This is a genomic window from Venatorbacter sp. C2-1, from assembly GCF_022832715.1.
GTDB classification, from domain to species: Bacteria; Pseudomonadota; Gammaproteobacteria; order Pseudomonadales; family Oceanobacteraceae; genus Venatoribacter; species Venatoribacter alkanivorans.
The window spans coordinates 210,247-224,430 of the sequence record NZ_CP094879.1 but is presented as its reverse complement, the minus strand read 5'-3'; the positions used below and the strand labels follow the sequence as shown (position 1 = coordinate 224,430).

Genomic DNA, 14,184 nt, shown 5'->3' with positions numbered 1-14,184 from the left:
ATAATAAAAAAGCCCGCACCATAAGCGCGGGCCAGACTTGCGATCCCTGAGCGGGGAAATATCAGACGTGCCAGCGCGCCAGAAGTTGCTGAATTGCCTGACCACGGTGAGAGAGCTGATTCTTACGCTCTTTATCCAGACTGGCTGCTGCACAACCTTCGCCCGGCACAAAGAACAGCGGATCATAGCCAAAGCCATCGCTGCCTTCCGGCGCGGTTAAAATACGCCCTTCCCAGCAGCCCTGAAACACCTGTGGCGTCGGGTCGGCGGCATGACGCATATACACCAGTACGCACTGGAAACGGGCAGTACGCTGCGCTTCAGGAACGTCTTTAAGTGCCGCCAGCAGCTTGGCATTGTTGGCACTGTCGCCCTGGCCGAAACCATCGTCGGCTGCGGCATAACGGGCACTGTAAATACCCGGCGCGCCCTGCAGGGCATCGACTTCAAGACCGGAGTCATCGGCCAGTGCCGGCAGGCCGGTAGCGGCGCAGGCATTGCGTGCCTTAAGAATGGCATTTTCAACAAAGCTGAGACCGGTTTCTTCGGCTTCTGTCACATTAAGCTGGGTCTGTGGAATCAGCTCAATATTCAGCCCAGCAAAATGGGTGTCGAACAGTGCGGAAAATTCCCGCAGTTTTCCGGCGTTACCGCTGGCGAGTACTATTTTGTTCATTCTTCGTAAAATCGCTGGCTGAATTTCACATCAAAGGTGCGGCTCTGGCCTTCCGGAGTTGCTTTCAGGTTAACGTTATACATGTCTTCATCATCGAAACGGAAAGTGGTGATGTAATACACCGCATTGGTTTCTTTGATTTCCTGAAATTCCAGTTCGCGGCTCTGACCGAGCAGGTTGCGGATAGTGCCGGTCACTTTACCGCTGACCGCAGCCGGCACATCGCTGCCCTCTTCGTTATGCAGAATCGACACGCTGATATAGCCCAGCGCCCGTGAACGGGTGATGCCATAGGCTTCAGCCGCTTCCGGTGGCAGGAAGCTGGAGTTAAGGCCGATATAGTGAACTTCGTAGTCACCAAATACCTGCTTCTGTTCGCCACGATCAGCGGCCAGCAGCAGCGGGCTGAAGGCGGCACACAGGGTGAATAAACATGCGGTAAAAACCTGAGTCAGTGCTTTCATGATCATTTCCTTGTGATGTGATAAACGGCTATTTCACCCAGCATGGACGGCCACAGGCGAATCGTCCAGTGTTCTTTATGCTGGTCATCGACCACGGTTTTATTGAGGATGCGGATGCCTTTTTCACGGCACAGCATCTCAAAATCGCGGAAGGTACACATATGAATGTTGGGCGTGTCGTACCAGTTATACGGCAGCGTTTCCGACATTGGCATACGGCCTTTCAGCAACAGATAAAAACGCGTACGCCAGTAACCAAAGTTCGGGAAAGTGACAATGGCTTCGTCACCGATGCGCAGCATTTCATCGAGCAATAAATCCGGGCGCTGCACCGCCTGCAGCGCCTGGGTCATGATGACGGTATCAATGCTGTTATCTTCAAAATTACTCAGACCTTTATCCAGATCCTGTTCGATAACATTGACGCCATTGGCAATACAGGCCGTGATTTTTTCCGGATTAATTTCCAGACCATATCCGCGCACATTTTTATGACGCTTCAGGTAGCTCAGCAACGAGCCTTCACCGCAGCCAAGATCGAGTACCTGACTGTCGGGCTTAACCCACTGCTGGATAATGGCCAGATCATCACGTAATACCGTCATACTTTCCCCTCCACGCCAAGACCGTCAGCCACACGCTGCATATAGGCTTTGAAAATATCCATATAACGCGGAATCGGCAGCAGGAAAGCATCGTGGCCGTTGTCGGATTCAATACAGGCATAGCTGACGTTTTTATCGGCGTGCATCAGGGCATTCACAATTTCTTCCGAACGCGCCGGAGAGAAACGCCAGTCGGTGGTAAAAGAAACCACCAGATAGTCGCACTGCGAGCGGCTCAGACATTTCACCAGATCGTTATCAAAGTCAGCCGCCGGATCAAAATAATCCAGAGCTTTGGTCATCAGCATGTAGGTGTTGGCATCAAAGCGCGTACTGAATTTTTCGCCCTGATAATGCAGGTAGCTTTCCACCTCAAATTCAGGCGCAAAGCTGTAATTCAGTTTGCCTTCTTTCAGCTCACGGCCGAATTTCTGCCGCATCGCATCATCTGACAGATAGGTTAAATGCCCCAGCATGCGCGCCTGCATCAGACCGGATTTCGGAATGGTGCCGAATTTGTGATACCAGCCGTCATGGAAATCCGGATCTTTGGCAATCGCCTGACGCGCAACTTCGTTAAAGGCAATATTCTGCGCCGATAATTTCGGTGCCGAAGCAATCACCACCGCATGGCGTACGCGCTCAGGAAACTGAATCGACCAGCGCAATACCTGCATGCCACCCAATGAACCACCGACCACGGCGGCCCATTGCTGAATGCCCAGCACATCGGCCAGCCGCGCCTGACTGTTGACCCAATCCCGCACCGCCATAATCGGAAAATCCGGACCGTATACTTCACCGCTTTCCGGATTAATGCTGGTCGGGCCGGTCGAACCTGAGCAGCCGCCTAAATTATTCAGCGCCACCACAAAAAAGTGGTTGGTATCGATGGCTTTGCCGGGACCGATGGCGGTATCCCACCAGCCGGGCTTTTTATCGTCCATGCTGTGGTAACCGGCGGCGTGATGATCGCCGCTCAGGGCGTGACAGATCAGCACCGCGTTGGATTTATCGGCGTTCAGGCTGCCATAGGTTTCGTACATCAGATCGTACTGCGGCAGAACCCGGCCACTGCGCAGAGTCAGTGGCTGATCAAAATGCTGTAACTGGGGAGTGACCAGACCGACGGAGTCGTCGGGAATAACATCCGGCATGAGCGTTCGTTTCCCGCGTTGGTGAAAGCTGACAATTAAGGCGCGGAGTTTATCAGGCTTGCCGCCAGAAGACAGCAGCGGCAGCAAGCCTGAACACGCCGTTGCTGTTACAGCACCAGCGTCTGGCTGATCCCGCAGCCCGCAGCAAAGTGCCCGTCATGGCTGACCAGAATCAGCGCCCCCGGATAAGCCCGTAAGGCCTGCGCCAGTTGTTCACGGCTGTGCCTGTCCAGATGATTGTCCGGCTCGTCGAGCAACAGCAACGCTCCGGGAGTTTGCTGGGTGACCAGTAACAACGCCAGCTTCATACGCTCACCGCCGCTCAGGATGCCGGCCGGGCGCAGACAGGCATCTGCATTTAACCCAACCCCGGCAAGCAAGGTGCGCGCACTGGTCATATCCAGTGATGTTGCCTGCAGCAGGTTATCCAGCGCACTGAGATGGTTATGCAGCAGACTGCAGTGCTGATCGAGCAGACGTATTTCGCTGCGGCGCAGAATCGTTGGCTGCTGACCCGCTGTCGCAAGCAACTGCAGCAGGCTGCTTTTGCCGGAGCCGTTAGCACCGCGTAACCACAGATGCTCACCCTGCTGTAAGGCAAAGGTCAGGCGCTGCTCAGGGCGGTACGGCAATGGCTGATCCGTTATCTGCAGAATCAGCCCACTGCGCAGTTTTCCGGTCGTGGGCAGATACCACTGGGCGAGCGGACTGTCTTCCTGCAACCATTGCTGCTGACGCTCTTTCAGCTGACGGGCAGCCTGCTCATGCTGACGGCTGCGTGCCCGGCTCTGCCGCCCCTGCTGCTGCTCCGCGCTCTGTTGTTTGTTATCCAGCAGCAGTTTGCTCTGGCTGCCATCGCGGCGCTCACGCTTACCGCTTTGCGCCCGGCGGGCTGCTTTTTCCTGGCTGCGCTGGGTGGCGCGCTCCACCTGTTGCAGACGCTGGCGGCTGCCTTCCAGTTGCTGCAGCAATGCCTGCTGCTCCTGCTGACGCTGCAGCAAAAACTGATCATAGTTGCCACCGTACTGATACAGATGGCCGCTGCGCAGCTCCAGAATATGCTCCATTGCCTGCAGCAGCTGCACATCATGGCTGACCAGAATCAGCACGCCGCGAAAAGCCGCCATCTGCTCAATCAGCCACTGCCGGCCACTGTCATCCAGATGATTGCCCGGTTCGTCGAGTAACAGGACAGCGGGCTCTGATGCAAACAGCAGCGCCAGTTGCAGGCGCATACGCTGCCCACCACTCAGCGCCTGTGCCGGGCGTTGTAAACGCTGCACTAACTGCGCTGCCGAAGTATCTGACTCATACGCCAGACCATAAGGCTGCAGAATTTGCTGCAAACGCTGCGGCAGACTCCAGTCATCACCGATCAGCTCAAAATCGGCGGCGCTGGCTATGCCTTCTTCCACCCGCTGCAAAGCCTGTAAACGCAGACTGAGATTTAAGTAGTCCGCCAGGCTCTGAGCGTTACGGGGGCCATCAGCCTGCTGTTGCGGTAACCAGGCGCAACGCCCACGGCAGCGGATATGGCCCTGCTGCGCCTGGCGCTGCCCGGCCAGCAGTTCCAGCAACCATGATTTGCCACTGCCATTACGGCCGCACAAACCGTAACGGCCGGCCGTCAGCGACAGCTGAATATCCTGCAGGATATGCTCACCTGCAGCACTTTGTGCACACAGATGTGCGCACTCAAGAAGAACGGATTGGGACATAAGCGACTCCTGCGGCAGCAGGCGCGTAGCGGGTACACAGAGGTAGTGTAAGAAGAGAGAGGTACTGCCAGACCCGACATACGCAGTCCTGCCCGCCGATTAAAACCAAAAGAAAAGGGTTAATGACGGAAGCAGGGCGTTTAAATCATGTCGGTGCGGACTCCGCAGAAGAATTCAGAAGTGGCAGGTTAAGAAAAAGCGGCATTGCTGACAAGATTATGACTGTCTTTTCCTGCTGCGTTTTCGCTTTGTTGACGCTTTCTGTGTCGTTATTCTCAGAGCGAACGGGGCATTTCGCGCTATACAGTGGTTTCACCTTTGGTCTAAAGTTGAAAGATCTCAGGAAAAGGAAGTCCGCTATGCAGCCCATTGCCACACCTGCCACGCTCAATACCGATGATCTGAAAGCCATGGTTTATGGCGCCTGTTTTCTTGCCTCAGGCGGCGGTGGCCCGATCAGTATGGCGCTCGATTTTCTGCAACGCATGAGTGGTACCGTCAGCCTGCTGCCGGTCACGCAACTGGAACGGGATAAAACAGCGCTGATGGTGGTTGATCTGGGCTCTCCCGATGCCGCCGCCGAGGGGCACGGCTTCACTGCTCCGGTCAATGCTTTCAAAAGCCTCAGCGCTTACCTGAAAGAAAAAGAACAGAAAACCATTGCTTACCTGCTGCCCGGTGAAATTGGTGCGGTGAATACCCTGATCCCGTTTTATATCGCCTCCATGATGGATGGCAAAATTGCCGTGATCGACGCCGACCCCTCCGGCCGTGCCGACCCGCGCCTGACCGAAACCCTGCTGGCCGCAACTGATGCACCGAGCTGTCCGGCGATGATTGCCTCCGACACACAGACCGGCGCCGGCCTGCGCTGCGACTGGACGGCCGAACCTTTTGCCTCAACCCTGTTCCTCGATCTGAGCGCCGCCGAACTGGAAGAAAAGGCCCGCGAAACCGTCAGTCAGCCGGAGTATCATCAGGTCGGTGGTATGGCCTGCTATCCGCTGGACACCAACTTTTTGCAGAGCCCGGCCGCGAAAAACTCGCTGGTCTATAACTCCGTCGGCCGGGCACTGATTATCGGCCGGCAGATTCTCAGTTCCTCATCCGTCCCGGCGTTATCAATGCTGCTCGATCTGCTGCATATCCATAACTACATATTTACCGAAGGTAAAATCAGCAAAATCATTAACCGTACCCACGGTGGTTTTGATGTCGGCAAAATTATTTTCAGTGCACCTGCAGGTGATTACTGGGTGTATTACAAAAACGAAAGCCTGCTGGCCTGGGATGTAAAACAAGGGCGGCCACATGCCATCGCACCGGATTGCATCAATATCATGCTGGCGGCAGCCGATGGTACAACACCGGCCGGTACGCCACTATCGACCGCCGATATCCGCGAAGGTCAGAGTTGTACTCTGTGGGGAACCGCCTGTCCGGAAGCCATCCGCATCACGCCGGTGATCAGCCAGTTTATGGATGATCTGAACGATATTCTCAGTGCCTTCCCGGAAGACCACGTAGCGGTGTCCGCCTATATTCCGATTGAAGACCTGAATCTCACGCTCTGCACCACAGAACAGGCGGAAAAATGAGCGCAGAGAAACGTCCTGACAGCGGCCTTGATCTTGAGACCCACCTGTTTTACGAGATCTGGCGTAACTCTCCCGATAACATGTTTATCCTGCGGGTTGGCGAAGATGATTTTTATTTTGTAAAAACCAATCTGTCGCAGCAGCTGAGCCTCGAACTGGTGTCCGCCGCCCCCAAAGATATGGGCATCAGAGAACTGATGCCCCCTGATTTGTACGAACAGGTCAGCGCCAACTACAAACGCTGTATGGAACGTAAAGAACCCATTCAGTACGAAGAAGTTGAGGAGCTGACCAGTCACGATGGCAGCCCACAATATTGGAGCACAACACTTTCTCCTATTTTTGGCTCCGCCGGTGAGGTGCAGTATATCTTTGGCATTTCGCGCAATATCACCCGCCTGAAACAGGCGCAGAAAGCGGCCGAAGCTGCCAACGAAGTAAAGACCTCATTTCTGGCTAATATGAGCCACGAAATGCGTACCCCGTTAAATGGAATCCGTGGCGCTGCCGAGTTATTACTCAAGTGTGATGATCCGCAGGAAAAAGAAGAGCTGTGCCGGCTGATTCTCAACGCCACCGAAGCTCTGACCCGCCAAACCTCCGATATTCTTGAATATGCCCGTATCGACAGCGGCAATATCCGGCTGGAAAATGCGCCATTCTCTCTGCGCGAAGCAGTGAAAGATGTGCAGAGTCTGGTACAGCATGCGATACAGGAAAAGAACATCCGCTTCAGCGTAAATATCGACAGCCGCATTCCCGATCAGCTGCATGGTGATGGCGGCAGGCTAAAACAAATTCTGCTGAATCTGGTCAGTAATGCGGTTAAGTTTACCCACGAAGGCAGCGTCTCTCTGACCATTGATCTGAGTAAGCGCCTTGGCCAGGAACACCAGCTGCGCTTCCGGATTGTCGATACCGGTATCGGTATTCATGCCGACGATATGAATAAATTATTCCGTCCTTTCAGCCAGGTTGATCAGTCAACCACCCGCCGTTATGAAGGCAGTGGCCTGGGGCTGACCATCTGCAAAGATCTGGTGAATGCCAAAGGCGGGAATATCGAAGTCAGCAGCGTGCCCGGCAAAGGCTCTGTGTTTGAATTTAATCTCAGTTATCCGGCATTAATGCAGGATATTCCGGCGCCGCACCAGCTTGATCCGTTACCCAGGATACCCAATCTGAAAATCCTGCTGGTTGAGGATAACCGCACCAATCAATTAGTGACCAAAAAAATTCTGTCCCATGCCGGTATTAAGGTAACCGTTGCCGAACACGGTCAGGAGGCCCTCGACTTCTGTCAGCAGCAACGTTTTGATCTGATTTTAATGGATTGGCATATGCCGGTAATGGATGGGCTGCGTGCCACGCAATTGCTGCGTGAAATGGATGACTATCATCGCCGTATTCCTATTGTTGGCCTTACCGCCAACGCCATGGAGCAGGATCGCCAGACCTGTCTGAACGCTGGCATGGATGATGTGGTATTAAAACCACTGAGCGGAGAAAAACTGCTGCGCTGTATCGCCCGCTTGCACACCGGCCGGGAAGCACCGGCGGCGCAAAAAGCGCCCTGAAATGACGCGCATAAAAAAAGCTGCCTCTGTTAATAACAGTGGCAGCTTTTTTATTGGCCCGGCCCTGATAAAGCCTCAGGCGTGTTTCTGCATAAAGGCTTTTACTTTAGGGGCAATGCTTTCGCGGAATTTACGGCCATTAAAGATACCGTAATGGCCAACCCCCTCTTCTTCCAGATGTTGTTTTTTACTCTTGGCAATACCGGCGCATAAATCCAGGGCACAGGCGGTTTGGCCTCGTCCGGTAATATCGTCAAGCTCACCTTCGATGGTCATCAGGGCCATCGTTTTTATCGCCTTAAGATCAACTTTTTCACCACGGAATTCCAGCTCCCCCTTAGGCAACTGGTGCTCCAGAAATACCCGGCGGATAGTGTCGAGATAATATTGCGCCGGCATATCCATAACCGCCAGATACTCGTTATAAAACTGCCGGTGGGCTTCAGCGCTTTCACCGTCGCCTTTCACCAGATCACTGAAAAACTTGAAGTGCTTACTGATGTGCGAGTCCATATTCATCGACATAAAACCAGTCAGCTGAATAAACCCCGGATAAACCAGCTGACCACGGCCTTTAAAACCCGGCGGCACGCGGCAGATAACATTATCCTCAAACCATTCCAGATCACGACCGGAAGCATAGTCATTCACATCGGTCGGATTAATACGCACATCCACCGGGCCACCCATCAGGCTCATGCTTTTCGGCAGATTCGGGTTGTTATGCATTGCCATATAGCCGGCCGCCACCAGCGCCGGAACGCAGGGCTGACACACCGCCAGTACGTGGGTATCCGGGCCCAGTTTTTCCATAAATTCGATTAAGTACTCAACGTAATCATCGAAACGGAAACCGCCATCACTCATGGGCACATCACGGGCATTGCGCCAATCGGTGATATACACCTCATGGTCCGGTAAAAATTCACGCACAGTGCCACGCAGCAAAGTAGCAAAGTGACCGGATAACGGCGCCAGCAGCAGCACCTTAGGCTGATCCAGACCGCGGGTACGACGGCGGAAATGCAGCAGATTGCAGTAGGGTTTTTCAATCACGGTTTTATATTCAATACCGATCGTACGGCCATCGATTTCCGTGGTATCCAGATCCCAGTCCGGCTGCTCGTAATAATCGGTCAGTCGTTCGGTCAGCTCCATCGTGGCACGTACGGTACGAAAAAAGATGCCGTAATTCAGTGGATTCCACGGCTGATAAAACATATTGCGCGTATGGCGTGCGAGCACATGCACCGGGCGCATGGCATCCATAATCTGGGCATTCATTTTGTAGAGCATGATCGTTCCTCCGTGACTGCCACCGGCGGGTGACAGTGAGAACATTCTGGTTGTTATAACCCTAGCCTATCAGAAAACCTTAGCGGTTTTGCTGCAATGCAGATCAGCTTTTGTCCGCTTGGGAAGACGCATCAGAGCTATTTCTGTCCTCTGTAAACAAGAGCACAGACAAATTCACAGGTCATTTGTGCAACCTGTACTGGTTTTTACGCCACAGACCCTAGTAAAAGCCGCGCTGACAGCTATATATGAGGCCCGTTAAAACTGTATGGCAACGAATGAATGGCAGCAAAAATCACCCATTAGCATGAGAAATTCAGCGAAAAAAGCCGTCACCGGATCAACAGAAAGGAGCAAAGCCCGACAGACAGCCAGGGCCGGAGGGCAAAGCGGACATCATCCATAATGTCCGCTCCATGTCTCGCAGATAAAACCTCAAATAGCGCGTAAGAAGCTGAGTAAATCGTCCCGTTGTTGCTGACTCAGCTGCTCAAATGCCTGCTTTGCTGCCAGACCTTCGCCACCATGCCAGAGAATCGCCTGCGGTAAGGTTTGCGCCCGGCCATCGTGCAGGAAGCGGCTGACACCATCACCTTCCAGCAAACCCAACCCCCACAGTGGCGGTGTACGCCATTCCTGTGGCTGCGCATTTCCCTCGCCGACACCGTCGCTGAGATCATCGCCCATGTCGTGCAGCAGCAAATCGGTATAGGCATAGATCGTCTGCCCGCGCAGCGGCGCCAGCACGGGGTCGGTAGCGGTTGTTAATGTCGGCCGGTGACAGGCCGCGCAGCCGGTTTGGGCAAACAGTTGCGCCCCACGTTCAAAGGCCGCGTTATCGCTGACTCGTCGTCCGTACACCGCTAACACAGTAAGGAACTCATTGATCTGGCCCAGCGCTTCCTCGCTGACCTCAGGATTACCGCCGGACGGTTGGCTGGTACAGATATCCTGATGTTCCGTGCAGGGCTCCTGTGGATTCACCACACTGGTTAATCCCATATCCTGTTGCAAGGCACCGGCACTTTGTCCGCGCAGCGAACACTGCATCGCCTTCCAGCCAAAGCGGCCAATGCAGTCCTGACCTTCGCGCTGCAGGCGATGGGCGCGGCCGGAAATACCATCAGCGTTACTGTCCGATTCATCTTCATAAGCCAGAATCTGCTCCTCCGGCACCAGATTCAGCAAACCGACCCCGGTAAGCTGCGGCGATAAGCGTGGCCCAAGGTGAATGCCAGCAGCCAGTGCATGGCTCGGATTGCTCAGCACAAACTGTGGCTTACCAGAGCCATCATCCTGCCAGCTGACATCGCCTTCGCCACGCCCGACGGTGGCAAACGGCTGCAGCTGACCACCCAGATGCGGATCAGGCCGGCCATTTGCGTCGCCCAGACGGAACAGCAAACCGCTGCCTATCTGGCCGTCAGCCAGTAAGCTGGCGGCACGGCCGTTGGCGGTGTGACACAGATCGCAGGCCCCGGCGACAAACAGCGGTCCCAGTCCATCGAGTTGCGGACGCGCACCGGGAGCCATTTCCCAGTCAGCAACAAACAGCTCACGACCGCGCGAGACCTGCGCCAGCTCCTCCAGTGGCAGGCCCGGAATAAACTGAAGAAAACCTAATGAGGCCTGCCATTCAACCGTGGCCGCGCCACCCACCGGCAGCCAAACCTGCGTTTGTTGGCCAGCGCCGGAGCCGGAGTTATCGGAGGCACCACAGCCGGTCAGCAGCAGCGCGATTAACAGTAAATAACCAGTGCGGATCATGGCGCTGACGTCACCATCGCCGCAGATGTTGCCGCTTCCGCTGCAGCTTCGGGTATGGATACTAATACCGGTACGCGGTAGCCCCACAGATTAATAAGATCACTGCCACCCAGCGATCCCTCAAAGCTCCAGCCCCAGGAGAACAACTGACCATCGCCGCGCAGGCCAAGGGTATGCAGCGCCCCGTTACCTAAATCCAGAGCATTATCAAATTGCAGAATCGGGCTCAGTGGTGCTTCGACATCATCGTCCTGCTCAATACCCAGCGTACCAAGCATATTCTGTCCCCAGGGATAGACCTTGCCATCGGCGCGCTTCACAAAACTCTGATTAGCATTAGCCCAGACCGCCTGCACATCGCTGAACCACGGCAGCAGCTGCGGGCTTGTGACCACTTCCGGCCATTGCTCGCTGACAAATAACCCCACCTGACTGCTGAAGTTCAGACCCCACGCATACACCTGACCGCTTTTACCCAGCGCCAGTACATGATCACGACCGGCAGCTACAGCAGTAATCGCTTGCGGCAGCGGAATCTGCACAGGCGTGCTGTGAACCTCAGTATCTTCGCTGGCTAACCCCAGGTTGGCGTAGTCATTGGCGCCCCAGCCCCAGAGAACGCCCTGCTCATCCAGCGCATAAGAACTGCCGGACGATGCGGCTACCTGCACAATATCCGTCAGAGTTAAGCGCACCGGATAATCACGGTTAAGGGCAGAGCCATCGCCTAACTGGCCAAGATTATTGCTGCCAAACGCAGAGACTGTGCCGTCGTTATGCAGTACCAGCGAATGACCGTAACCACGTACAACAGACACCGCATCGGTGATGCCAGGCACCTGTACCGGCGTCAGCCGGGTGCTTGTATCTGCCGCTTCTGCCGCTGCACTGCCCAGCCCGAGCTGACCATTGGCGCCGTCTCCCCAGCTCCAGACCGTACCATCAGCGGCCAGCGCCAATGAGGCATTCTGATTAAACGCCAGCGACACAAACGTCTTGCTGGTTGGCAGTAACACCGGCGTCAGCGGATGGGATTCATCACTGGCCTGCTTGCTGGTCATGCCCAATCCCAGCTGGCCTTTGTTATTGCGGCCCCAGACATAAGTTTTGCCTTCAACAATTGCACCGGAGTGCGCACCACCAGCCGTAACCCGCTTACCGAAATAAGCCTGATGGCTTGCACGGGTCTGGTTACCAGCCGCATCGCTCACCACAATCTGATACGTATTGAGACCACCGCTCAAGCGGAGTGCAGCACTGAATTGCCCACTGCGGCCATCGGCATCCAGCTGCAAGTCAGCGGGAAAGCTTTGCCCATCGCTGACAATTTCTACGCTACTCAGCTTGTTGTCGTCGCTGACAATGCCCGTCAATGTCAGCAAACGGCTTTGCGAGATCGCCGAATCGACAGGGAATTGACCACTGAGTTGTGGTGCTGTGATGTCCGGAGCATTGCTGTTATCACTGTCCGCACCACAGCCCAACAGAAACAGAACCGGTAAAACCGGCAGGAATAAACGTTGCATTGCAGCCACCCGTTAATGAGAACCAATATCAAAGGCGGCGAACAATACATCTAACGATAATTATTCGCAAATAAGAATTTTATTATTATAAGCCACCCAGACCTCCTCCTCTCGCCTGCCCCGGCGTTTTTCCAAACCAGCGCTTGAATGCCCGCTGAAAGTTGCTTTGCTCCTGATACCCCAGCCGCAGGGCGATTTCCGGCAGCGCCACGCCCTGCTGCAATAAGCGCTTTGCCTGCTCACGCCGGACCTCTTCCAGCAATTGCTTGAAGGTCACACCACGGGCACGCAAGCGCCGCTGCAGGGTGCTGATGCTTAATCCCAGACAACCAGCCACCCAGGCGCGGTCAGGCTCCCCCAGTACCAGCGACTGCTCGATCCAGTAGCGCACATGGGCCAGCGCCTGTTGCTCGTTCAGCTGTTGCAGCGCATGACGCGCGGCCAGATCCTGCGCCGCAGCCTGTTGTGGGTTGGCACCGGCAACGGCTGTCGTCAGCAGCTCATGGCTGAATTCGATACTGTTCTGTGGCGCGGCGAACTGCACCGGGCAGCCAAAATAATGCTGCCAGCGTTCCGGGTGTTTGGGCGGCTGGCTGCGCAGGGTGACGTTCAGAGGCCTGACCGGCTGATGGGTCAGCCAGCGTGCCATGGCCACCAGCGCCACCATGGCGGTATGTAACGACAACAGCGGCACGGGCTGGCGGGCATGAAAGCTGATACGCACACCCTGTGCGGTTTCCTGCAGTGGTAAATCGATGGCTTCACCGATCAGGCGGTGAAAACGCAGCAACCGCTCCAGTGCTTCACGCAGGTTACGGCTGGACTGCATGGCGAAGCTGATTACCGGCGCATGCTCGAGGCGGATATCACGGCCAATGGCCAGAGCCAGATCATCATCCGGGCAGGCCGCGGTGATGGCATTCCACAACGCCGTCACCCGGGTCTGGGGAATCCGACCCTGCGGCTCCTGCAACAGTGCAGCGTCGATTCCGGACTGTTCACACAGCAGCGCACTGTTAAGGCCAAAGCCTTCCGCGCCCTGCAACAGCAAACGCACCCAGGCGCTGGAGGTCGTCGCCAGAGGTGGCTGACCGATCTGTAGCGGCGGTGACATAACAATCTTCCGGGTATAAATGACTCATTATGATAACAACTTGACCCGAAAAGCCAATCTGCATTCATCACGCTGTCGTATGTTGAATACAGATCAGACAACTCATAACAACAACGACTAATAACAAGCCATCAGGCAAGGCAGGTAACCATGAGCAAGCAGTCCGCATACACTCCGGCAGCCAAAGAGTTCAACAGCTTCGCGGAGTTTTATCCGTTTTATCTCGGTGAGCATTCCAACCGCACCTGCCGGGTGCTGCACTACACCGGCACCCTGAGTGCCATCAGTATCATCAGCTATGCCATCTGGAGCAGTCAGTACTCACTGATCCCACTGGCCTTTGTTGCCGCCTACGGTCAGGCCTGGATTGGTCACTTCTTTTTTGAGCACAACAAGCCGGCGACCTTCAAGTATCCGCTGTGGAGCTTTATGGGTGACTGGGTGATGATCAAAGACTTCCTCACCGGCCGCATCAAGCAGAAAATGCCGCAGAAGTAAGCCACTGCCTCTCCTGTCGCGCCCTGAATCCGGGGCGCACTGGCACCTCCCGCCACCAGCCCCCGATCCGTAGAACTACCTAGCCATTTATACCTATGTCGCATTCACACCCAGAAGGTGCGGGCTTTTAATGCCTGCCTTTCTCCGGCGCCGCATTCATCGCGTGCGCAACGCACAAGGGTGTGTCA

General features: G+C 55.2%; 12 protein-coding genes. 3 read left to right on the top strand and 9 right to left on the bottom strand.

Going from position 1 to position 14,184, the window contains the following annotated elements; translation table 11 throughout:
* Positions 1 to 61: 61 nt before the first annotated feature.
* The 5 genes from rdgB to MT343_RS00910 all read right to left on the bottom strand — a co-directional run bounded on the left by rdgB (position 62) and on the right by MT343_RS00910 (position 4,620).
* Complete coding sequence (rdgB, locus tag MT343_RS00930) at positions 62 to 676, bottom strand: RdgB/HAM1 family non-canonical purine NTP pyrophosphatase (RefSeq protein WP_145466988.1); 615 nt, start codon at positions 674 to 676, stop codon at positions 62 to 64.
* Complete coding sequence (locus MT343_RS00925; RefSeq protein WP_145466990.1) at positions 673 to 1,140, bottom strand: DUF4426 domain-containing protein; 468 nt, start codon at positions 1,138 to 1,140, stop codon at positions 673 to 675. The genes rdgB and MT343_RS00925 overlap by 4 nt, the downstream gene beginning before the upstream one ends.
* Before the next feature lie 2 nt (positions 1,141 to 1,142).
* Complete coding sequence (metW, locus tag MT343_RS00920; RefSeq protein ID WP_145466992.1) at positions 1,143 to 1,745, bottom strand: methionine biosynthesis protein MetW; 603 nt, start codon at positions 1,743 to 1,745, stop codon at positions 1,143 to 1,145.
* Positions 1,742 to 2,902 carry a homoserine O-succinyltransferase MetX gene (gene metX, locus MT343_RS00915; RefSeq protein WP_145466993.1) on the bottom strand — a complete coding sequence of 387 codons (1,161 nt, stop codon included), beginning with the start codon at positions 2,900 to 2,902 and terminating at the stop codon, positions 1,742 to 1,744. Before metX ends, metW begins: the two co-directional genes overlap by 4 nt.
* 107 nt (positions 2,903 to 3,009) lie before the next feature.
* Complete coding sequence (locus MT343_RS00910) at positions 3,010 to 4,620, bottom strand: ATP-binding cassette domain-containing protein (RefSeq protein WP_145466995.1); 1,611 nt, start codon at positions 4,618 to 4,620, stop codon at positions 3,010 to 3,012.
* A gap of 359 nt (positions 4,621 to 4,979) precedes the next feature.
* On the opposite strand from MT343_RS00910, the gene MT343_RS00905 reads away from it, so the two are divergent.
* Positions 4,980 to 6,218: a DUF917 domain-containing protein gene (locus MT343_RS00905; protein ID WP_186435797.1), complete on the top strand. Its 1,239-nt coding sequence runs from the start codon at positions 4,980 to 4,982 to the stop codon at positions 6,216 to 6,218.
* The gene (locus MT343_RS00900) at positions 6,215 to 7,795 is read left to right on the top strand and encodes a PAS domain-containing sensor histidine kinase (RefSeq protein WP_145466999.1); all 1,581 of its coding nucleotides are present in this window, start codon (positions 6,215 to 6,217) and stop codon (positions 7,793 to 7,795) included. Before MT343_RS00905 ends, MT343_RS00900 begins: the two co-directional genes overlap by 4 nt.
* Before the next feature lie 75 nt (positions 7,796 to 7,870).
* On the opposite strand, the gene MT343_RS00895 is transcribed toward MT343_RS00900, so the two are convergent.
* The 4 genes from MT343_RS00895 to MT343_RS00880 all read right to left on the bottom strand — a co-directional run bounded on the left by MT343_RS00895 (position 7,871) and on the right by MT343_RS00880 (position 13,498).
* Complete coding sequence (locus MT343_RS00895) at positions 7,871 to 9,091, bottom strand: polyhydroxyalkanoate depolymerase (RefSeq protein WP_145467001.1); 1,221 nt, start codon at positions 9,089 to 9,091, stop codon at positions 7,871 to 7,873.
* Between the two features lie 435 nt (positions 9,092 to 9,526).
* Entirely contained in the window at positions 9,527 to 10,858 is a 1,332-nt protein-coding gene (locus MT343_RS00890) for a di-heme oxidoredictase family protein (protein ID WP_145467003.1), read from the bottom strand.
* The gene (locus tag MT343_RS00885) at positions 10,855 to 12,384 is read right to left on the bottom strand and encodes an RCC1 domain-containing protein (protein ID WP_145467005.1); all 1,530 of its coding nucleotides are present in this window, start codon (positions 12,382 to 12,384) and stop codon (positions 10,855 to 10,857) included. The genes MT343_RS00890 and MT343_RS00885 overlap by 4 nt, the downstream gene beginning before the upstream one ends.
* An 85-nt stretch (positions 12,385 to 12,469) precedes the next feature.
* Positions 12,470 to 13,498: an AraC family transcriptional regulator gene (locus MT343_RS00880; protein WP_145467007.1), complete on the bottom strand. Its 1,029-nt coding sequence runs from the start codon at positions 13,496 to 13,498 to the stop codon at positions 12,470 to 12,472.
* Between the two features lie 150 nt (positions 13,499 to 13,648).
* On the opposite strand from MT343_RS00880, the gene MT343_RS00875 reads away from it, so the two are divergent.
* Complete coding sequence (locus MT343_RS00875; RefSeq protein WP_145467009.1) at positions 13,649 to 13,996, top strand: DUF962 domain-containing protein; 348 nt, start codon at positions 13,649 to 13,651, stop codon at positions 13,994 to 13,996.
* Positions 13,997 to 14,184: the final 188 nt, after the last annotated feature.

What these genes read in the sequence shown, in the direction of transcription:
- rdgB (WP_145466988.1), bottom strand. Translation starts at nt 676, where the DNA reads ATGAACAAAATAGTACTCGCCAGCGGTAACGCCGGAAAACTGCGGGAA.
- MT343_RS00925 (WP_145466990.1), bottom strand. Translation starts at nt 1,140, where the DNA reads ATGAAAGCACTGACTCAGGTTTTTACCGCATGTTTATTCACCCTGTGT.
- metW (WP_145466992.1), bottom strand. Translation starts at nt 1,745, where the DNA reads ATGACGGTATTACGTGATGATCTGGCCATTATCCAGCAGTGGGTTAAG.
- metX (WP_145466993.1), bottom strand. Translation starts at nt 2,902, where the DNA reads ATGCCGGATGTTATTCCCGACGACTCCGTCGGTCTGGTCACTCCCCAG.
- MT343_RS00910 (WP_145466995.1), bottom strand. Translation starts at nt 4,620, where the DNA reads ATGTCCCAATCCGTTCTTCTTGAGTGCGCACATCTGTGTGCACAAAGT.
- MT343_RS00905 (WP_186435797.1), top strand. Translation starts at nt 4,980, where the DNA reads ATGCAGCCCATTGCCACACCTGCCACGCTCAATACCGATGATCTGAAA.
- MT343_RS00900 (WP_145466999.1), top strand. Translation starts at nt 6,215, where the DNA reads ATGAGCGCAGAGAAACGTCCTGACAGCGGCCTTGATCTTGAGACCCAC.
- MT343_RS00895 (WP_145467001.1), bottom strand. Translation starts at nt 9,091, where the DNA reads ATGCTCTACAAAATGAATGCCCAGATTATGGATGCCATGCGCCCGGTG.
- MT343_RS00890 (WP_145467003.1), bottom strand. Translation starts at nt 10,858, where the DNA reads ATGATCCGCACTGGTTATTTACTGTTAATCGCGCTGCTGCTGACCGGC.
- MT343_RS00885 (WP_145467005.1), bottom strand. Translation starts at nt 12,384, where the DNA reads ATGCAACGTTTATTCCTGCCGGTTTTACCGGTTCTGTTTCTGTTGGGC.
- MT343_RS00880 (WP_145467007.1), bottom strand. Translation starts at nt 13,498, where the DNA reads ATGTCACCGCCGCTACAGATCGGTCAGCCACCTCTGGCGACGACCTCC.
- MT343_RS00875 (WP_145467009.1), top strand. Translation starts at nt 13,649, where the DNA reads ATGAGCAAGCAGTCCGCATACACTCCGGCAGCCAAAGAGTTCAACAGC.